Genomic DNA, 20638 nt, shown 5'->3' with positions numbered 1-20638 from the left:
CGTCACTCCTTCACATATTGACTGTGAGCCGGCTCACCGCCACAATAAATGAACGCTATTCATTTCTAGCATGAGGCTCGTGTCCTTAACGGTAGAGCTCGAGCCAATCCAGCACTTCAGGATCGCGGGAACCCCGCAGGTCCGGTCGCAGCTAGGAAGTTTCGGCAAGGCCGGAAGCTTCGTTAGTAACCCAGCATGACGACTTAGGATCCCCATGACCCCCACATTCAATACAGATACACCGGCAGGCGAGAAGCCTGTGGGGCCAATTTCCGCTCAGACCGTAAACCAGGGTTGGCGCCGTGTTCTCGGTGTTCCGTCGCTGGTGTTGCTGGGCTTGGTTTACATGGTGCCCCTGACGATCTTCAGCACCTACGGCATCGTGGTGGAACTCACGGGTGGGCGACTATCGGCCGCCTACGCCGTGACGCTCGTGGTCATGCTCTTCACGGCACGCTCGTATGGTCGGATGTCGCAGGCGTTCCCGTTCGGTGGTTCCGCTTACACGTATGCGACGCGGTCGTTCGGCGCCGGCTTGGGATTCATGGCCGGCTGGTCGCTCCTACTCGACTACCTGTTGCTGCCGATGATCAACTACCTGCTCATCGGCATCTATATGGAGGCTGCCTTCCCGGCTATCCCTGCTTGGGTGTTCATGATTGTCTCCATCGTCGCTGTCACAGTGCTAAACGTCATGGGCATCACGGCGATTGCGAAGGCCAACTTCGTAGTAGTGGGGCTTCAGGCGCTCTTCATCGTTCTATTCGTCGCACTGGGACTCTCATCCATCACGGGCACCGGCAACCTGGACTTGATGGCGCCTTTCACCGGCGCCGTGGGTGCCGAAGGTCTCTCACCGATCTTCGCAGGCTCCGCCATCCTCTGCCTTTCCTACCTCGGGTTCGACGCCGTCTCCACCTTCGCCGAGGAAACAAGGGACCCGAAGCGCAACCTGCCCAAGGCCATCATGCTGACCACCATCCTGGCCGGCGTCATCTTCCTCGGTCTGGCTTACATCAGCCACCTGGTTCTTCCGGTCAGCAGCTTCAACGATGTGGACTCCGCTGCCATCGAGGTCATCGACAAAGCAGGTGGGGAGCTGCTCGTCGCCTTCTTCACGGCTGCCTATGTCGCGGGCAGCCTCGGATCGGCGCTCACCTCGCAGGCTTCGGTCTCACGCATCATCCACTCCATGGGCCGCAGCGGCGTGTTCCCGCCAGCTTTGGGAAGGCTTCATGCTCGATTCCAAACGCCCGTTCTTCCGATTCTGATCACATCGGGCGTCTCACTGCTGGCCTTCGTGCTCGACCTGTTGACCATCTCCTCGCTCATCAGCTTCGGAGCGCTGGTCGCGTTCTCCATCGTCAACCTGTCGGTCATCAAGCACTACTACTTTGACCGGAAGGACCGCGGCACCAGGGGAGTGATCTACAACCTGATACTGCCGGGAATCGGCTTTGCGCTAACTATCTGGTTGTGGACGAGCCTGAGTGGATTGTCCTTTACCTTTGGGCTTGCATGGGCTGGCGTGGGCCTCGTCTACCTCGCCATCCTCACCCGCGGCTTCCGGCGGCCGGCACCGCAGCTTGATTTGAAGGAAGCGTAGAGGGCTTCCGTAACTCAGCCCCATGTCGGCGACGGCGACAGCGCAATGTGCTGTCGCCGTCGTCGTTCTTCTCTGGTGACCATTGCCACGCGGGGGTTCGTGTGGAAGCCTCGACATGATCCTGTCGCCGGGGTGACGACGGGCAGCAGGGAAGGAACCCGACATGGGACTGATCCATATTGACCTGTTCACTACGCTCGACGGCGTCGCTCAGGCGCCCGGTGGCCCTGAGGAAGATCCAGAAGGCGGTTTCGAGTTTGGCGGCTGGCAGGCGCCTCTCTTCGACGATGCCGTTGGTGAACAGGTCGAATCAGGGATGGTGGGGATGGACGCGCTGCTGCTCGGGCGCCGGACCTATGACATCTTCGCGTCGTACTGGCCACACCAGGACAATGGAATCGCACGGTTGTTCAACCGCATACCGAAGTACGTGGCATCGCGTCAGTCGCTGGACCTCGAGTGGGATGGTTCCTCCCAGCTTGGTCCCGATGTGGCGGCTTCCTTGCACGAGCTCCGCGGCAAGCACGAGAACATTCACGTGATCGGCAGCTTGGACTTTGTGCAGACCCTGTTCGCGGAGCGGCTCTTCGACCGGCTCAATCTGTGGGTGTATCCGATCCTCCTTGGCCGTGGGAAGAAAGTCTTCGCCGATGGCGTCGTACCGACGAACCTTCAACTCATCGAGCCGGTGGTCGCCTCGCCAAAGGGTGCCGTGATGCAGCGGTACGCCCTGGTTGAGGGGACGCCCGGGGTGGGGGATATGACCGAAATCGGCTAAGGCTCCGCTCATGGGGCCCAGCCTCGAGGAGAAGTCGGCTCGCCTTTGGACCATCATGATGAAGGGAGGCATCCTGGCAGCCTATGCAATGGCCTTCGCTGCCTTGATCTTGGTCGGCCGAGGCCGGCGCTAAGGACTTCCACTGGACCTTGGTCCGCTGCGGATTACTGCGCCGCCCAGTGAAGATCGACTTACGAGCGCTTGTGCGGCAAACCCGGTCCGCGTGCAGGTGCACGTTTTCTCAATATCTTCGCACCCTATTGCAACCCGCCGGTAAGTTACTGCAAAGTAACTAGGAATGCCGCGGACATAGGGGTTCGCGGCCCAGAGAAAGGCAGGCCATGCGCCGATTCCGACTCACTGCCGTCCTCGCCGCTGCGGCGCTCACGATTGGACTCTTCGCCGCACCCGCGGCTCAGGCCGACTCGATCTCGCCGGACCCGCCCGGAGCCAATGACTGGACGTGCAAGCCTTCGAGCGTGCATCCATATCCGGTGGTCCTCGTCCCGGGGACGTTCGAGACAATGTACAAGAACTGGGCGCTGCTTTCGCCAGTGCTCAAGGACCAGGGGTACTGCGTCTTCGCGCTCAACTATGGGGTGGCCAACGGTGTCCCCGCCAGCGGGGCAATTCGGAACTCCGCAGCTGAGCTTGCGACGTTCGTGAAATCAGTTCTCGGCGCGACGGGTGCGAAGAAGGTCGATCTGGTCGGGCACAGCCAAGGCGGGATGATGCCGCGGTACTACATCGGCTTCCTCGGCGGCGCCAAGTATGTGCACCACCTCGTCGGCATTGCGCCGTCGAGCCATGGCACTCAAGGTCTCATCGCGCCGTCGCCCGCGGGGATGATTCTCGACACGACCGCAACGAGCACCCTGTGCCAGGCGTGCGCGGACCAGCATGCCGGGTCGGCGTTCATGGCCGAGCTCAACTCGATCGGCGACACCGTACCCGGCCCGTCCTACACCGTCATCTCGACCCGTTACGACGAGGTCGTTACCCCTTACACGAGCCAGGCTCTTGTTGGGCCGGTGAAGCAAGTGTCCAACCTTGTGCTTCAGGACTACTGCCCACTCGACACTTTCGAACACGATCAATCTCCTAACGATCCGAACGTGTGGTCCCTCGTCTCCAACGCGCTCCTCCAAAGCGGCCCCGCCGATCCAACGTATCGCCCGCACTGCGTGTAGCGGGCAGTATCCCTCCTTCGCAGTATCGGTCCCCACCGATAGGTCCGCAGATTTGCCGCACCCACAACCGATGTTGGTGGTGTCCCATTCCTTCGAACGAGGACAGTCACAACCTTGGGGACACTTCCCCAAGGTTGTGACTTGATCCCACCAATTGAGTTTGAGATCGCTCGGTATAGCACCGGGCGCACGTAAGACGATCCTTTACCGTTCGTTGCTACTGCGACAGCGGTGGCGCGGGCGATCCAAGTCGGCGATCCAAGTCTTGGGGCAGCTACGCCCAGACGACCAGGTGATGCGGACCCGTATGTCCAGAAGCCCTGATCAGGCAGTCGAGGACGGGGTTCATACGGTCAAGTCGAGATTGAGATCGTTGGACGCAATGGGTTGAGGAGATCGATGCTGCCGGCGTCAGGCCGGATCCTGTCGGCGCTGACGAGCGCGTTGAGCCTTCCGTTGCGCTTCATCCATGTTGGAGGACAGTCGAGCGCCCTGAATGTTCCAGTCGAAAGCAAGCGAATCCGGGGCAACAAAGGACTCCCAGACTCCATCGAGATATGACTTGAAGACTTCCGCCCGGGCCAGCCTATCTTCGATGCTCCTCGAGTCTATAAGGGCTGATCTAACACTGGGGTCCAAGATTGGGGTATCGACTACCATTGCGTCGAGGTACGAGAATTGAGTGATCATCTCCTTATGCATGTAGGCCCCTACGTTCGTGATTCTGAATGGCCCGCTGGATTCTTGTCCCGGAGCAGTTTCAAGAAGCCTGTGCGCGACCGCACGGCCCAACTGCCATTGAATCTGTTCCGGCAGGAAGTCCCATTTTTGGGCAACCTCGAAGATGTCCTCTGCGTTCACGTACCCCTCGTTCAGTCGAGGCTGCCCCGTCGTATGAATGTAACCAAGAAGCAGGGGGAGCAGAAAGTGCTCTCTTTCATCTCCGATAATGATGTCAAACAGATTAACAATTCGGCTTGATGACGGGTCGTAATAGTCGTTCTCACCAAAAAGTATGGAGCGGAGGAACTCATGTGCCGGGATGACGTAGCTGTTTCCGTTTGCGGCTACTTCTAAGACGCGAGCCGTGTCAACGTAACCACTGCCGATGAAGGCCGAGAGAAACTCCAAGGCAAGTCGAACGTTGCCCCCGCTGAGATTTTCCAGGAGCTCGATCAGTATCTTGTCTCGGGTGAATCCGAGTTCGAGTGCGTCAAGATACACCAACAGGTCTTCCGTGCTGACGCTTAACCCACTCATTTCCAAGTCTTGATCAACGAGCTTTTTCCTAGCGAAGGCGAGCCTTTTAGCGATGACCTCCGAGACTCGGGGAGGAGCCACGAGAAATGCTCTAGGTTGATACGCAGCTAAGACGCCTCGCCGCTTTGAATCATAAAAAGTCGCTGGCCTCAAAGAGACAAACACGGTGGCACCAAGTGATGAACTGAGTGACTGCGCGATAACGAAAATCTCGTTCTGGAAGTCAGTCGATCGTTGATCGATGTTGTCGAGAACGAGTACGGACTTCCTTCGCGCGGTAGCGTCTAGATGCTTTAGTGAACGCTCAAGATGTCTCGCCTTGTTAGCGATGAGCTGGGAGAGATGCTCAAGTTCCCGTGATGCATACGTCGCTGGGTCGGCATCAGCTAGCGGGCCATAAATTCCCCTTCGAAAGCGGTTCAGTTCTGGGTTGTATACGGCTCTTACAAAAGTGTTCTCCAAGAGGTCTATACCGTGGTCAACCTCCAATTGCTCAATGACGGTGTCGACTATATGTTGCTGCAACTCCGTCTGGAGGGCTGGCTGTCGACCGAAATCGACGTAGAAGACCAAGCTAGTCTTTAGCTCCTGTGCAGCTTCAACCCGCAGCAGGTGCTTGATGAACATCGTCTTGCCGACGCCTACATCACCAAGAAGGACTATAGGCTTGCTGCTAACAGCGCCAGCTACGAGATCATGTTTGAGCGACGGAGCAAGGCCCTTCTTGCTCCGAACGCCCTCCGCTTCGACGCCGAGCAGGTCCGGCAGAGCGGAATAGCGATTTCTCAATATCTCTTTGCTTACCAACGAGTACTGTGAAAGCGTCCCGCTCTCGTAGTAACACTCTCTGAGGAAGTCATCAGAGACGTGTGCGTCTCCTTCGATGTCCTGAATGAAAACGGTTGAAAGAATCTTCAGATCGGTCTCCCGAGCGGAGCGACGGCGGAAACCTGGATAATTGAGAAGACTTGCCGACATTTTCGGTGGTGGTTGCTCGTTTGGGGAGCCCGCCATCAGAACTTGCACGAGCTTTCGTTGAACGAGAGCCTCTCGGCTCAACATGTCCCAAAGCGCCCTGAATCTCTCCACCATGTCTTTGAAGGATGCGAAAACCAGGGCATCTCCTTCGTATGGTGATTTGCCGTCCGTCCGAGAGCCCAGAAACACCGCCAGCTGATGACCGTTCGCAATACCAGCTAAGGGGATGCCCATCCTTTGCGCATATCCGAGTACTTGCTCGACGGCCTCTTTAGCCATTGGGTCTCCGCATAGGGTTTGCATTGATACCGTAGTTCGGCCTTCGAGCCCGACGGGAAGCTCAAAGGCTTTGCCCTCCCTCTTTGCTTCGATTACAAGGGAACGGCCTGGGGCGGAAATAACGTAGTCTGCGAAGCCGGGTTTTGCGTGTTCCTCAGTTACGAATGAGCTGCGAGGATGCCCGAGGCACTCGACCAAAAGAGCATCGATAAGCTGAAAGCGAGTCGTGTCTTCGTTCCGGCCACTGTAGTCGGACTTGGCCAGTTCCTTCATCCGTTGGAACCCCATCTGGTAGGGGTCTGCGCTTAGCTTCATTCCCATATACTAAGTGCCCATTGCGGATCGCCTCATCAGCAGATGCGGCGAAAAGTTAACGGGAAAGTTATTTTGGACCGAAAGAGAAACTGCAATACCAATTACTCTTTTACTTTTCTCTTTCCAGACCGGGTGCGGTCCTCGTCTGTTCCTCGTTGTGAACCTTGTGCTGGGTGGTGAACTTGCGCGCCCGTAAGCCGGTCGATCATCGTGCCGATGGAACCACTTACACGTTCCATGCTGTTGCTGGCTTGGATCACGTACATAAGACCGCACGATGAGATGCACTATGAGGGGAGATTACCGCAATCGTGTTCCTTATGTATGACTGGAATGAAAATCGGCGCGTCTCAACGAGCGATCAGGATCTCGCTGCCCAGCGTCGTTTGACCCAACGTCCTGCGAAGGCCGGAGCATGAGCTGCCCGGGCCCACTCAGGTCGGTAACGCGCTCGAATACCAAGACTCCCTACGGCAATGACAGATATGAGGTCCCTATCGCTAAGTTCTGTTCCGCGGCGGTGTGTCCTTAGGCCATTATTCACGCGGCAACGCGCCCCGCCACGTACTCCGCGTCCAGCCCCACACCGCCGAGGATCGATGAGTAGTGCCGTGTCAGCCACGGGAGGCCCACCGCGTAAAGGCCGGGCTGTTCGGTGACGCCGGCCGTGTGCTTTGGGTAGCCCCATTCGTCCAGGACGGGGATGTCGATGAAGGACAGGTCGAGTTTGTATCCGGTGGCCCACAGGACTGACGTGATGTTTGCTTGGGCCAGGTTCAACCTCGCTGGCTCAGCGGGCAGCCAGTCGTCCGAGGGCAAGGGGGCCTGCCCTGGAGCATCAATCCCCGCCGCTGCAATGTAGGCGTCAATGGCTTTCCGCATGCGTTGGTTGAAGCTGGATTCGACTGTTGCGAGGCGTTCGGGGAGGTCGTCGCTGAAGGTGATGTCGCCGTCGTCGACGTTCTCCAGGCGGCCGTGCAGGTGCATGCCGCGGCGGCCGAGTTCGCGGAGGTGGATGTCGTGGCCGCCTTCGGTGCCGGAGAGCAGTGGGTTGCAGGCGAAGCGGGCGGCGGGGGAGGGGAGTGCTTCGCGGGTGAGGGCGTTGATGCCGTAGTCGGGGCCGTGCTTGGCGGTTTCGAGCATCCAGTAGATGAGGTCGTGGCCGCGGTAGCGTCGGGGTGCTTCGGGGCAGGTGGAGACGGCAAGGTGGACTTCGCGGCCGGCGTCGTGCAGTTCCTCGGCGATCTGACCGCCGGACTGGCCTGTTCCGACGATGAGGACGGCGCCGTCGGGCAGCTGGTTCGGATTGCGGTAGTCGTGCGTGTGGAGCTGGACGATCTCCTTGGAAAGGCCGGCGGCCACGGCCGGGACCTTGGGGACCTGGTACGCGCCGGTTGCCAACACCACCTTGCGGGCCTTCATGTGCCCGAGCGACGACTCAATACTGAATCCGCCGTCGGGGGAAGCGGCCAGCCGCGTTACGTCCACGCCCGTGTGGACGGGAGCGCCGATCACCTCCGCGTAGCGCCTGAAGAGGTTGACCACAGCGTTGCGGGGAATGAAGGCCTCAGGCTCGTCGCCGGTGTAGGGCATGCCGGGCAGGTCCAGGCTGAAGTTCGGCGTGTTCATATAGAACCCGTCCCAGCGATCCTGGAATGCGCCACCCAGGGAATCCCGACGCTCCAATATCCGATGCTCGACGCCGGCCTGGGTGAGCCAGTAGCTCGTCGCGAGTCCCGCCTGCCCTGCGCCGATGATGACCGTGTCTATTGGCTTAGTCGGCATTGTTGCTGCCCTCGGCTCGTTGCCAATGCTCGCGCAACATGCCCGCGAGCCTCCCGGGTTCAATCCGGTGCGGGGGATCGAAGTGGTGGCGTTCCTCAAACACCTCCACACGGTAGTCCCGGAAAACAGTGGATAGGCGATCGGCGATGTCACCGTACTGGTCCGGGTTGCTCAGGCCGCCCAGAACGTACAGCACGGGACGTTCAAAAGAAGCCAGGCGCTCGCGGTCCAGATGATAGTTCCGGAAATCCTTCAGGAACGCCCTGATTCCGGCAGGCCGCTTGGCCATCCACGGCGGCGGGTCACCCGCCGGCGGAGGCGGCAGGACGACGTCGGGCCTCACCGACAGCCTCATGAACTCCGGCATGAACTGCTCCGGAGGCAGCGACTCGAGCGCGCCCAGCTGCTCCCAGAAGCGGGCGTGGGCCTGGCTCCAGCCCCAGTCTCCCGCCCATGCGGGTTCCAACAGTGTGAGGCTAAGCAGGCGCTCGGGATACTTGGCAGCGAAGGCGAGGGCCGCGGCCCCGCCGCCCGAATAGCCCACGAGGTGGAACATGTCCCATTGTTTGGCGCCTGCCTCCCGCAGGACGCCGTCGACTTCGGTGTCGAGCGTCCAGTCCGACGGCGGTTGGTCGCCCTCATAGAGATCCAGGTCCTTGGCCACGGCGTCGACGTCCGGCCCCAAGGCCTCAAGCAGCGCACCATAGGCGGGCCCCGCAGGAAGGACACTGCCCGGAAGGAGGACCACTCGAATGGGTTCCATGGCTGCACTGTACGCCTGGAGATGCGGCTTCGGGAGGGCTGTTCAGGGGCGGAATGTCACAGGATCTTGGCCAGGCGGGTGCACTCTTCCCACAGCCGCTTCCGCGCCGCCGGATCAGAGCCCATGCCGGGCGTCGGCAGTTCCTTGCGTTTCGCCCAGAGCTTCCCGGACACAGCGGCAGTTTCTGGAGCGGTGGCCAGCCAGACGGGGGTATCGGCAGCTTTCTCAGCAGTCGCGCCGAAGGTGTTCGTCATCCAGCGGAAAGGTCCGCCAACGTCCTGGAGTAGCGCCGTGTGCTTTACCAGGCCCGGGTGCACGGCGTTCACCACCACGTTGGATCCGCGAAGGCGCTCCGCGAATTCCTGCGTCAACAGGACCCGACCGAGCATTGTTGGGGGAGTGGCGCGAAGGTAACTGTAACTGCCCTTGGCGGTTTGCAGATCGTCGAAGTCGATCTTGGTGGTGGACGGGCCTCCCGAATACTTGGAGGCGATGTTAACGATCCTCGAAGTCCGCGCCCCATCTGCGCCGGCGCCGCGCTTGAGCGCGTCCAGGAGCAGGTTCGTCAGCAGGAAGTAGCCCATCACATTCGTGGCGAACGTGAGCTCAAGCCCATCCGGGGTCACGTGACGCTCCTTGCGGAATACTCCAGCCGCGTTGATCAGCACGTCCAACTTGTCGTGGCGCGACAGGAACCCGTCTACTGCCGACCGGATCGAGGCCTGGCTTGAGAGGTCGCAAGCGAGCGGTTCGAGAACCGCGTTCGGTTCTTTGGCCCGGATATCGCGGATGGCATCTTCTGCCCGCGCTGCTGAACGTCCAACCACGACGACGGACGCTCCTTCGCGTGCAAGTGCAGTGGCGATGGCCTTACCCAGGCCGCCCGTGGCCCCGGTCACGAGCGCTGTTCGTCCATTCATCGAGGGCATAGCTTGATCTCAGCACTTATTGGCTGGTTTGGCGAGGGTCCGTCGAGCTGAAGAGGTCCTAGTTTTTGGAGCCCTTTTTCTTGGGTGCCTTCGGCGGCAGGGCTGCAACATGGTCAAAGGCCTTGGCCACCCAAGGCTCGGCCTGCGCGGCGTCCTCGTTCCACGCTTCGGGCAGACCAACATAACCGCCCATGGGGCGTTCTTCGGGGCCGAAAGGTTGAGTCTCGTGATCCGACTCGAGCTCGGCCTTGTCGGCCTCGGAAAGGCGGACGCCGATAGTAGGCCCGAACAGACCGGCGAACATGTTGCCATTCACGAAAGCGCCGAGGTTGCCGAACATTGGTTTGACGACGACGTCGGGATGGTCGGGCAGCACTGAACGGAAACGTTCCTTGTCGGCATCCGACGGCTTGGGCATCTGCATTGCTCGTCCTCCTGGTTTAGGCGTGAGAAGAGATCCGTCTGCAGCTTACGGCCCGGGCGGTTCGATAGTCACCATCTGGTGGATTGGACGGCAGACGCGATTTGGCTCTGCGGCGGGGATGCCAATGTTCGTTAGCTCTTCACGTGGTTATCGGGGGCCCGTTTTGTGTCTGCCCAGATGGCCAGAACGGCGCATCCGGTAAGAATAATCAACCCCGTGAATTGACGGAGATTCAGAAGTTGATGAAGGGCCACGGCCCCGACAGCCGATGCTAAGGCCGGATCCAAGGCCGAGATCATCGCGAATGGGAGAGGCCGCAGACGCGCCATTGCAAACAATTCCAAGGAAAACGGAATGATCATCGTCAAAACCGCTACGGCGATTGCCCCGGACGTGAACGGAACCATGGTTGGGGGAACTGACGATGGGGACATGAGCTGGGCCGCTACGACAACCGGCAAGGCAATCCAAAGGGCCTTGGACAGCATCACCAACGGGTGAGTTCCGGGTGGCATGTCGGTCCCGAGCTTGATGTAGATGCTCAGGAGGACGCCCGTCAGTAGGGCCCACAATGCCCCAGCAAGGCTTGAGCCTCCGCTGTAATCGGCAATAAGACCTAGCCCGAGCATGGCTCCAACCGCTGGCAGCTTGGTCCGAGGGGACCGTGAACGCAAACAGCCCACGATGAGTGGGACCAGGAACTCTATGGAAACAGCCAGTGACAGCGTGATGTGGGAAATTGCCTGGTAGAAGGAAACCTGCATTAAGCCCAACACAATGCCATACGCCGCGACCTGCCTTGGGCGAGAGCGAGGGCGAGGAGCTATCGAAGACCCATTGAGCAGGAGTGCTGGCAGAAGCAGCAGCGCACCGATGCCCACCCTTAGTGTCGTCGCCATGCTGGGGCCCATGGCTTCGATCAGTCCAACGGCCAATCCATTGCCCACTTGCATGGAGGACAAGCTGACCACGACCGCCAGCAAACCCGCCCGAGTGCGATTCGACTGCAACACGGCGTACTTAGAGCCTCCGTGCCGGGCGCGAGATGCTGTTGAACGGCAGTAGTCCGAGCTTGGTTCCGCTGGCTCCGTGTTCGTTGTCCATCTAAATGTCCCGCCTCAGCTTTCGCGTTTATCCCTTCATCAGGTGTCTGCTGGGGGCGAAACGTGACGGCCGTGACTGGATTCGTTGTGTTGGCGGGCGGTTTAGCCGTTGGGAGAAGGCGAGATCTAGAAGATCAGGCGACGGCGTTCATCAGGTACTTCCGGGCGGTCGAGACTTTCATGTACAGGCGTAGATCGTCAGCGCCCGTCGCTGTGAAGCCATGACGCGTGTACCACCCGACCAGACCTGGGTTATCAGCATCAACGACGATAACTTGCCCTCCTCCGACGGCTGCGGCTTCAACCAGGGTCTCTAATGCCACGCGCAGTAGCTGTGAACCCCATCGTTTCTCCTTGTCGCCCCGAAGCGTGATGTCGAGGGCGAGTTTGGCCAGGAGCCAGCCGGGAGTGTTTCGGAGCATATTACGTTGTACAGGTTTAGGCATGTCATCCCGGACGACAAGCGTTGGGCAGATGGCGAAGTACCCAGCTACGCGGCTGTCGTCAGTGGCTTTGTTCTCAAGGAGAAGGTAGACCATGCTTGCCCCCGAATCCATTGACTTCAATGCGTACTCGGTGAGCCACTCGTTGTAGCTTGCTTCACCGCAATCGAAGGCCCCCAGTTCGATGCCGGGGGCCAACTTCACAACGTCGTAGGTAGGTTCATTCATCGACGGATAAGTCTAGGGAGCCTGGAAAGCGCCTCAAGCCCTGCTGACTCGTCAGGAACATCCAGTGAAGCCATCATTGAGTCAAAAACTTCCGGAGCCATGAGGGTGACATCTGCGCGCGCGATGACCCGCTGTGCGGCTTGTCGGGCTGCGTCAGTTACAAACGCAGTCTTTGAAACATGGAGAAGCTCCGCGGCTTCAGCGATTAACCGGTCCGTGGATTCGTCAGTGCGCAACTCTAAGCGTCGCGATTTGGTGATTGCCAAGGTCTTACCTCCTTGCTCTAGTGTACGGCAAATGTACGGAAAGGTTTAGTGTTCATTCCACTCTCAAGCCTCTCCATCGCCCACTCCCAGCCAATCAGCTCCTGTTCCAGTCGCACGCCGTCGCCGTAGCTGCCCGTCTGCAAAGCCTCGTAGAGGCGGGCTTCTTCAGGAGTCAGCCTGCCCAGAGAAGCGCGGGACTGGGTTGCCTCCACGCTCCAAGCATCGCGATGTGCCAGCAGGGTCTTCTCGTCCATGAGCACGCTCGACACATGCGGATGGACGGAGCGGAGCTGATCCAGGATCCGGAAACCGTGCGTGTCCAGATCCCCCCAGTACAGAACGTCGCACTCCTGCAACCAGGAGGCCTCCCGCAGAGAGGAAAATCCATAGCCAGCACCAAAGATCGCCACTGTGTCCGGCCGCTCCGGAAGAGCCAAGAAGTTCACGAGGTTTTCGGTGATGATCACGTGAGTGACGGGCAGCCGAAGGGTCCGGAAGGCTGATGCTGTCACAGTGATGTCCCGGGCATCACCCAGCAACGGGATTGCCGGATCCAGAAGCCGGAAGCGCACTTGTTCCGGGGGATGGAGAAAGCCGTGGCGGACCGCGAAGCGTGCAGCCGGGGTTCGGGCGGCGGATCGTCCTAGCAAGGCCTCGCCGGCGTCAGAAACCGCGGGCACGTCCAGCAGCTCGTCCTCGCCTGAAGCGACGGGCGGTGCATCCTGGGCCTGGGAGCTCTGAAGCACCAATGCAATCTCGTCAATCGTCCGCCGATGCGTCTCGATGAACTTCGTGTGCACCCCGGGCAGGCTCAACTGCCGAACATGGATCCCCGGAGTGGGATGATCGCGGAGCCACAAAGCCACCCGCGCAGCAGTCAACGCTGCATCGCCCAACTCCAAGAGTGCGAGTGGTCGCTTCAGCGCCCACGCCTTCAACAAGGGATCAAGATCCACCAGTGAAGCAGTAAGAGTTCGGAACCGGGCTAACTCCCGCAATTTACCAACGAATCCAACCTCGTCCTCCACCGACGGAAACACAGCCACAGCGGGAAGGTGGTTTGAACCGATAGTGGTGCGGCCGACGTCGAGCGTTTCCAGACTGAACGGGCCTGCGGCGGCGAACAGCTCCGCAGCCCATTCACGGGCAGCCGAATAATTGTCGCGAAGCTCCGTGGCAGAGGGCCGCTTTAAAGCACGGCGCCGCGGATACGTGCCGGAGGGTTCAAGAGCCTCCCGCAACAGCTGTCCGCGGTCCCACGCAGTTAATGACATCGCTCGCAGCGAGGACAGCGACGTCCAGCGGGACCGCGCAGACTTACCCGGCACGCTTCTGCCGTTCTTCGCGGTACTCCGTGATGGTCATGTTCCGAAGCTGGGAGTCGTTCCCGTTGGTGTTGGCTACGAAGCCCACGTGCGCCACAAAAGGTTCGATGACGTTGATCTTCTGCAACGGTGTGACGATCAGCAACTGCAGCTTCATGCGTTGGAACAGCTCCATGCCATACCGTGCGGACTCGTCGGAGCCCCGGCCGAAGGCCTCGTCAATCACTACGAAACGGAAGCTTCTGCCCTTGCCGGCGCCGCCCGAAGCGCCCCGGGCAGCTCCCTTCCCAGCCGCCAACCCAAACTGGAACGCCAAGGCCGCCGCCAGGATCGTGTAGGCCAACTTCTCCTTCTGCCCACCGGACTTGCCGCCGGAGTCCGTGAAGTGTTCGAATTCTTCGCCGGTCTCCGTCCACCTCTCCGAGGCCGAAAAGGTAAACCAGTTCCGCACATCAGTGACCTTGGCCGTCCAGCGTTCGTCCAAGCTGCTGTAGCCCTCGCGACCCCGGAAGCGTTCGATCAGCCGCTCCACCTGGAGGTACTTCTGTTCCGAGTACTGATCGTCATCGCCGATGGTTCCTTCAGAGCAGGCTCGCAGGTCAATGCCGAACTGCCTCACATCAAGATCCGTGGAGCTCTGGTGCTCCAACTGGATGTGCCGGCCCGGGTTGTATTCGATCTCCGCCAATGATTGGTTGATCTCGCTGATCCGGTTCACGATGTCTTGCCGCCTGCTGTCCAGGAAAGCATTGAAAGCGACCACCTCGTGGATGGTGTTATGCGTCAGCGAGTCCTTGAATCGCGCCTCGAACCGGGGCAGGTCATCGCACTCCAGCTGTTCAAGGAGCCGGTTGAACTCATCCGCGGCTTCCAGGGTTGCATCTATGTCCGTGGTTTCGTTGGGGTACTTGCTGCGGAAGTCAGCCATGAGCCGCACGGTGGTGGCGGCAGCATTCGCGATGCGCTTGGTCAGCCCGTCAATCCTCGCCGTCAGCCCCGATCGAACGGAACTCTCAGCGGCACCCGTGTTCCGGTAGGTGAGTTCCTTGTCACCGAGTGCCGCTGCGGTGAGCTGGGCTACTGCCGCCAACACGCCGTCGTCGTCCGTTAGCGGTTGATCCGTCAGCGTCAGCCGGCATTCCTCAATAGCTGCCGCGATATCCCGCGCCGCATTCTCGTTGGCGCCGAGCCTCTGCTGGACCTTGTCCGACCGCTCTTGCAGCCGCTCAATGCGGCCGGAAACCTCCGACTCCTTCGCGGTGAGCTGCTGCAATACGCTGCTGCCCGACTGGAGCTCGAGCTTCTCGTCCTTCAGTTCCTGGACCTTGCGGGCGGTCAACTTCCAGCTGATCTCGGAAAACTCAGCCACGGACCCGACGTTGCCCAGCAACTGCCGCAACCGGCCCACGTCACCAAGAGACGTATCCACCTTCGCCAACTGGGTACCGACGCTGCGGTGCTTGCCATCGACGTCGTCGCGTTCGGCACGGATCCGGACAATTTTTTCGTGGTTGTCCCAGCCCAGCACGAAAGTGCGCCGGTCCATGAGACCCTTGCGGTCATCCTTCTCATGCCGGCCGCGGGTGCCCTTCAACTGCCCGTTGATGGTGAGCGCCTTGGGATACCTGCGGAAATCCTCCATGGTGTCGCAGCACATGTAGTCGAACCGCGTGCTGAGCTCATCCAGCAGAAAATCGCGGAACGGCGTGCCCTGCTTGATGGCGATCTTCGCCCCCAAGGTCCCCGGTGCAGGCGGCCGTGACGAGTACGAGTCACCCACCTTCCGGTAGACAAGCCTGCCCTTGAGATCGTTGGCGTCAACCCACGAGCTCACCGCAGCGTAGTGTTTCGCCGAAACCAACAGGGACAGCGCAAAGCCCCGCAGCGTCCGCTCAGCGGCACCTTCCCATTCGGCTTCGCCTTCGCGGACGCGCAGCAGCTCGGCCGCATAGGGGAGTGCGGACTCGGCAATGCCAGTGCCCTCGCAGATACGACGCCGAAGCTCCAGCTGCGGGCGCTCAAGCAACGTGGGCCGGGAACCAAGGCTCGCCAACTCGGCGTCGATGTTCTCCCTGCGCGCCGCCAGCTCGTTGAGTTCTGAATGGAAGGCGGTGCGGCGCTCCTGCAGCTCCGCCGCCCTGACCGCGAGGCTCTGTTCCACCTCGCCCAGCCGGGCCCGGTTCGCATCGAACAGAACCCGGTCTTCAGGAGCGTTCAACCCAAGCTCGACGGCGGCAGCTGAGTACTGCTCGAAACGCTTGCGTTGCGTCTGGGCCGTCTCTTCAAGCTGCGCGACTTCGGCGTCGATGGCGGCCAGCCTGCCGCCGCCACTGGTGCGTATATCCTCTTGGACGATTGCGAGTTCGTGGCGAAGCCGGGCCATGTCCGAGGCCAATTGGGTGCTGTCCTCGCGGAGCTTCTGACCTGTCTGCTCCAGCTCAGCCTGGTGTTCAAGGCTCAGCCTGAGCTGCTGGTCGGTGAACCATGGATGCAGCTGGTCACGTTGCTGGCGGGCCTGGTGTTCTTCCGAGCTCAGCTTCTGATGGGTGGCTGCGCTTTCCCGGATCGGCTTGAGCATCTCGATCTGGTCCTTTGCGCGGACCACGGCTTCATGTGCCTTCTTGAGATCGTCGAAATGGCTGATCAGCTTGGTGATCCGTGCCTCCACGTCATCGTCCTCCAACATGTTGGTGCGGACGAAGTGGGTGATGTTCTCCACCTGCTTCATGGAAACCGTGCGGTGGAACAAATCCATGGCCTGGTTGCCGCTGATGCCAAAGTGCCGCTTGAAGGCCGCAGCGTAAGGGTCGAAGGTATCGTGGACGCTCACCCCGGCCGCGCGGAGTTTCTTCTTCAGCTTGGCCGGATCCTGGCCGAAGTTGGAGAAGTCCTCGGCGATTGATTGCTCCGTCTCGGCCAGGGAATAGAAACGCGTGGGCTGGCCGGCTTCCTGCATGGTCCACAAGGTGATGCCCAGCGTGATCGTCTTGTCCACAACGTCGTTGTGGAAGACGCCAAGGACCACCGTGAGCGTGCCCGGCGCTCGCAGCGCAACAGGCTTGGAGTACTCGCCGCCCGTACTGCGGGTGCTCTTGTGGAAGCCCCTGACGTAGGACATCAGCGTGCGTTCACGCTTCTGGGCACCTGCGGCCTTGTTGTACTCAATCCGGTTGGCGGGGAGCAAAAGCGTGGTGATCGCATCCACCACCGTGGACTTACCCGAGCCGATGTCGCCTGTCAGCAGGCTGTTCGCCCCATCCAAACGGAACGTGCGCACGCCGCCGTGGAACGTGCCCCAGTTGAGCAGCTCCAAACGCTGCAGCCTGAACCCGGGCGGTAGAGCGCCGTCGTGCGCTTGTTCCTCCAGCGTGAAGAGGCTGTCCTGAACATCAGTGCTCATGGTCATTTACTCCCGGTGAGTGATTCGCGATAGTCGGCCAGCCGCGCGTCGAACTCTTCCAGCCACTGCGCATCAACGTACGCCTTCAAAATCCGCGCTACCTCGTACGTGCCCGTTTCGCCGCGGAGCCTTCGCAGGAAACCGAGCTCCACCACCTTCTTGATGTTGGTGCTCAACCGGTCCAGAATCCTTGCCTCGTTGCTCGATTCCGGTAAGAACACCGAGACCATGTCCCTCAGCTCCTCTTCCGTCATGATCAGGCGGAGTTCGCTGCTGTTCGTATCAAATTCCAGCAGCCGCTTCCGGAGCAAGGCGAGCAACAGGCTGACATCGAAGGTGAGTTGCCTGCGGGGGATAAGCCGGGGGAGCGTGCCTTCGGGATCCTCACGCGATTTCAGGAAGGCGTAGCCCTCCGACTCATCAAGGATCAGGTTCAGCCCCAGCACGGCCACGTAATCGCGCACCTGCGATGTCAAGGTGAGCAGCGACTGCCACACCTTCTCGTCAGTTTCCGCATACACAACGCCCTTGAACAGCTTGGTCACAACCGCCGGCAGCTCGTCCGACGTAGTGGTTTCGCTTGCAATGTTCATGCCGGCCTCACAAAGATGATTTGCTCGATGGTTGCTTCCCGGGTGCTGCCGTCTTCCAACTGCCACGTTAGTTGTTGCGTGCTTTCGGGATCGATGCTTGCCCAGTCCGACTCTGCAGCAAGCTGGTAATACGCCACCACCTCCGCGAGGCCCTGCGATAACGGGTGTGCGGCTGTGATATCTGCCAGCGTCGCTTGGTCCGACTCCTCAAGGACACTTTCGATGTTGGACTTCAGGCGCTCCCTGTCAACATGGAACTGGCTGAACAGCGCGCTGGCATCCAGCTCCTGGTCATCCGCAGCTACCACCTCGTCCATCACCATCACGCGGCTGCCCGGCTCATAAAGTGGCCGCTCGAACGGCAAGGCGACGTCCACGGACGGCGCCTCAATCTCCATGACAAAGTTCGACGGCGGCTGGTCCCGTTGGTCCAGCGCGCTCGCCTCGATGCTGCGGATCAGTTGCATGATGCGCTTGTTTTCAAGGAAGACTTTGTCGTCCAAAAGTCGTCGCATTTGCTGCGACAGTTGCCTGACTGTGCTTTGGGTCTGCTCCACTGCCGGCAGCCAGTCCTGGTGGAGGTTGGTGATGGTGTGGAGGTTGTCCATGCGGGACAAGGCCTCAATCTGCGTGGCCCTGTGAAGGAGGTCGTTGAGTTCCCTCCTGAGCTGCGGGGACATCAGGTAGTCCCAGAAACCCTGGAAGGTGCGGCCCTGGAGTGAGCTTCCGATGTCCTGCTGGTTGGCAAAGATCGAGTCGAGGAGTTCGCCCTGGCTGCCGTCCCACGTAGCAATTTGCTCGCGTACTTGGCGGTCCAGTTTCCGGAAATTCTGCTCGACTTCCCGGAAGTCCGAGAGCAGATCTTTCGCCAAAGCGGTTAGCTGCTGGAAGTGGTCCAGGGCCTCCGGCGCAGTCATCACCTTCACGTTGCCGTCCCGGATCTGCTGCATCTCTTTGTCGATTTGGTCCCGCTGCTGTTGAAGTTCAGCAAGACGCACTTCCGGGTCTGTCTCCGACTGCTGTACCAGGGTCTTCAGGACCGCGAAGATACTCGTCAGCCTGGACTGCGTGGCCACGAACTCGCGGCCCTTAAGGCTCTCGACCCATCTCACCACGTCCTCGGCCGCAGGCGTGAGATCGTAATGCGGCTCGTCTTCGCCCTGGACGTAGTACTTGCGCAGCCAAGCACGTTCCGGCGCCGCCCAGTCGTCCAGGTACTCCGCTGCATTGCGCGGGAACTTATCCTCGCCATAAGACTCCCGCACGCCGAACAGGACATCGTCCAGAACGTCGACCAACTGCTGACGGCCGAGGTTTCGTTGATTGGGATCAGTGAAGGCGGACATGAAGAAGTGCAGGGCGAGGGGCGCGTTTTGCGCTCGGAGGAGTGCCCAGCCTGCATGGCTTTCACGCAGAGTGTTGATCGCGTAGTAGTCCATTTGGTCCTTCGATGATTGGTCCGTGCTGGCTTTGAGCTGGTTTCCTGCTTCAAAGGCTAAGCCAGATGTCCGACAGTTTGTTCTCGTCCTCTGGCCCATCGGATTGATTAATCTGACGTCCCACTAGCTATCTGCTCAGATCTATGTAAACTTGACGGTGTTGTTGTGTTTGGCATTTGGTAGTTCAGGCAGTCCCCGTGATCCATCTGGATCGCGACCTTCTGAAGTAACGGTGGAGAACACCCCACACCGGAGACCCGAAAGTCGGGAGCATCTCCACCTTCAGTAAGGACTGAAAAAATGGCTACAGGTACCGTGAAATGGTTCAACTCCGAAAAGGGCTTCGGCTTCATCTCTCCTGAAGATGGCAGCCAGGACGTTTTCGCTCACTACTCTGCGATCAACTCCTCGGGCTACCGCTCCCTCGAAGAGAACCAGAAGGTTTCCTTCGACGTCGAGCAGGGCCCCAAGGGTCCCCAGGCAGTAAACATCCAGGCTATCTAGTCTTCGGATAAACGAAAAAGCAGGGCCGGTCATTGACCGGCCCTGCTTTTTCTTGTGCCTTGGGGCCATCTCAGCCCCGGGGCCCTTGCCCTTCGCACGCCGCCCGCCATAATTACTGCTAGCTGCAGAATGATGGGTCGGGTTTGGCTTGTTTGCCAGCCTGTCCTGGATAAGAGGGTGCTGCATGGGCAACGAAAGATTAGGAACCCGCTCCCCATGGGTCTTTCCTTTACTATGGCTCCTCACTACGGCCTTGAGCGCAGTGCTGTCGGGTGTCCTGTTCCATTTCCCTGGCGCCCTGCCGCCCAATAACGGTGACTCCTTCAACTTCAACCCGGCCGGAGCGCTGGTGAACGGCATTGCCACCGGGCTCTTAGTTGGTGGTCTCCAAGCAGTGCTGTTGAGGCGGTCCGGACTACGCGCCTGGCGGTGGATCCTTGGGGCCACTGTGTCCTTGCTGGTGGCGCACAGTTTTGGAGACATGCTTCCAGACGCCGTGGGGTGGCCGCTCATGGCAGGTCTAGGAGGCTTGGTACTCGGCCTGGGGCAATGGTGGGCCGCCCGGTGGTCCGCCAAAGTTGGGATTATATGGACTGCAGTCACGGGCGTCGCCTGGGCCGTCAGTATGCGGTTGTCATATCAGGCTGGCAATGCGCCGGAGGACTGGCTTACCGAGCACCTTGTCGTGGCCGCGGTCGTCGGCATCTCGATGGGTGCCTGCACACCAGCAATGTGGCGATGGCTGCCGCTGCGATCTGAGCAGGCTGGAGCCTCCGCCCGCTCGCGGTCATCGCGTTTGTAGTAGATATATTCTCATCCAGAAAAGATGCTTAGAACATATATCCACATAGCGAATTACACCCCTGTAACTCACCTTCGAACGTCCGTAGCGTGGTTGATATCAACTACGAAACCGAGGGCCTTCCATGGACGAACAGACTGCCAACGACTCTTTCCCAATAGCTCATTCGAAGCAGGCTCAGCACCTAGGCGAGTCGCGGGAGCACTCATTTTTGCCAGAATCGCCACC

The 20638-nt window shown here is 60.0% G+C and carries 17 protein-coding genes and 1 pseudogene; 6 read left to right on the top strand and 12 right to left on the bottom strand.

The genetic code is table 11. The features are described from left to right. The first annotated feature begins 214 nt into the window (after positions 1-214). The 3 genes from AC6I97_RS18565 (at position 215) to AC6I97_RS18555 (ending at position 3574) form a co-directional block, all read left to right on the top strand. Positions 215-1606 (top strand): APC family permease, encoded by a 1392-nt coding sequence (locus AC6I97_RS18565; protein WP_497945904.1) that lies wholly within the window; start codon positions 215-217, stop codon positions 1604-1606. Between the two features lie 163 nt (positions 1607-1769). Beyond that, entirely contained in the window at positions 1770-2384 is a 615-nt protein-coding gene (locus AC6I97_RS18560) for a dihydrofolate reductase family protein (RefSeq protein WP_497945902.1), read from the top strand. A gap of 341 nt (positions 2385-2725) precedes the next feature. Then, complete coding sequence (locus tag AC6I97_RS18555) at positions 2726-3574, top strand: esterase/lipase family protein (RefSeq protein ID WP_497945900.1); 849 nt, start codon at positions 2726-2728, stop codon at positions 3572-3574. Between the two features lie 411 nt (positions 3575-3985). Here AC6I97_RS18555 and AC6I97_RS18550 read toward each other — a convergent pair whose 3' ends face one another. The 5 genes from AC6I97_RS18550 to AC6I97_RS18530 all read right to left on the bottom strand — a co-directional run bounded on the left by AC6I97_RS18550 (position 3986) and on the right by AC6I97_RS18530 (position 10307). Beyond that, entirely contained in the window at positions 3986-6406 is a 2421-nt protein-coding gene (locus tag AC6I97_RS18550) for a hypothetical protein (protein WP_497945899.1), read from the bottom strand. Between the two features lie 540 nt (positions 6407-6946). Next, a complete protein-coding gene (locus AC6I97_RS18545; RefSeq protein ID WP_497945898.1) occupies positions 6947-8191 on the bottom strand; it encodes a flavin-containing monooxygenase in 1245 nt (414 codons plus the stop codon). After that, positions 8181-8954, bottom strand: a complete 774-nt coding sequence (locus tag AC6I97_RS18540; protein WP_497945897.1) for an alpha/beta fold hydrolase — start codon at positions 8952-8954, stop codon at positions 8181-8183. The genes AC6I97_RS18545 and AC6I97_RS18540 overlap by 11 nt, the downstream gene beginning before the upstream one ends. A gap of 56 nt (positions 8955-9010) precedes the next feature. Then, positions 9011-9874, bottom strand: a complete 864-nt coding sequence (locus AC6I97_RS18535; protein WP_309927335.1) for an SDR family NAD(P)-dependent oxidoreductase — start codon at positions 9872-9874, stop codon at positions 9011-9013. Between the two features lie 67 nt (positions 9875-9941). Continuing rightward, positions 9942-10307, bottom strand: a complete 366-nt coding sequence (locus AC6I97_RS18530) for a TfoX/Sxy family protein (protein WP_224091411.1) — start codon at positions 10305-10307, stop codon at positions 9942-9944. Between the two features lie 354 nt (positions 10308-10661). Here AC6I97_RS18530 and AC6I97_RS18525 point away from each other — a divergent pair, with 354 nt between their 5' ends. Next, positions 10662-10808, top strand: a complete 147-nt coding sequence (locus AC6I97_RS18525) for a hypothetical protein (RefSeq protein ID WP_224093962.1) — start codon at positions 10662-10664, stop codon at positions 10806-10808. A 182-nt stretch (positions 10809-10990) separates the two neighbouring features. On the opposite strand, the pseudogene AC6I97_RS18520 reads toward AC6I97_RS18525, so the two are convergent. The 7 genes and pseudogenes from AC6I97_RS18520 to AC6I97_RS18490 form a co-directional block, all read right to left on the bottom strand. Beyond that, positions 10991-11260, bottom strand: a pseudogene (locus tag AC6I97_RS18520) (EamA family transporter); the annotation flags it as partial. A 284-nt stretch (positions 11261-11544) separates the two neighbouring features. Beyond that, positions 11545-12081: a GNAT family N-acetyltransferase gene (locus tag AC6I97_RS18515; RefSeq protein ID WP_224091413.1), complete on the bottom strand. Its 537-nt coding sequence runs from the start codon at positions 12079-12081 to the stop codon at positions 11545-11547. Then, entirely contained in the window at positions 12078-12317 is a 240-nt protein-coding gene (locus AC6I97_RS18510) for a type II toxin-antitoxin system TacA family antitoxin (RefSeq protein ID WP_497947191.1), read from the bottom strand. The genes AC6I97_RS18515 and AC6I97_RS18510 overlap by 4 nt, the downstream gene beginning before the upstream one ends. A 47-nt stretch (positions 12318-12364) precedes the next feature. Further along, positions 12365-13621 (bottom strand): Wadjet anti-phage system protein JetD domain-containing protein, encoded by a 1257-nt coding sequence (locus tag AC6I97_RS18505; RefSeq protein WP_224091420.1) that lies wholly within the window; start codon positions 13619-13621, stop codon positions 12365-12367. Positions 13622-13664: 43 nt separating this feature from the next. After that, entirely contained in the window at positions 13665-17072 is a 3408-nt protein-coding gene (locus tag AC6I97_RS18500; RefSeq protein ID WP_497945891.1) for an ATP-binding protein, read from the bottom strand. A 2-nt stretch (positions 17073-17074) separates the two neighbouring features. After that, a complete protein-coding gene (locus AC6I97_RS18495; RefSeq protein WP_224091422.1) occupies positions 17075-17665 on the bottom strand; it encodes a DUF4194 domain-containing protein in 591 nt (196 codons plus the stop codon). Further along, a complete protein-coding gene (locus AC6I97_RS18490; protein WP_497945888.1) occupies positions 17662-19104 on the bottom strand; it encodes a DUF3375 domain-containing protein in 1443 nt (480 codons plus the stop codon). Before AC6I97_RS18490 ends, AC6I97_RS18495 begins: the two co-directional genes overlap by 4 nt. 300 nt (positions 19105-19404) lie before the next feature. Between AC6I97_RS18490 and cspE the strand changes: the two genes are divergently transcribed. Together cspE and AC6I97_RS18480 are read left to right on the top strand one after the other, a co-directional pair. Further along, the gene (gene cspE, locus AC6I97_RS18485; RefSeq protein WP_011773907.1) at positions 19405-19608 is read left to right on the top strand and encodes a transcription antiterminator/RNA stability regulator CspE; all 204 of its coding nucleotides are present in this window, start codon (positions 19405-19407) and stop codon (positions 19606-19608) included. Positions 19609-19861: 253 nt separating this feature from the next. After that, a complete protein-coding gene (locus tag AC6I97_RS18480; RefSeq protein ID WP_497945886.1) occupies positions 19862-20410 on the top strand; it encodes a hypothetical protein in 549 nt (182 codons plus the stop codon). The last annotated feature ends 228 nt before the right edge of the window (positions 20411-20638 follow it).

The sequence above is a fragment of the Arthrobacter sp. TmtSoilC48 genome (assembly GCF_059739425.1).
The sequence above is the reverse complement of the archived record's forward strand: the minus strand, read 5'-3'. Positions and strand labels throughout refer to the sequence as shown.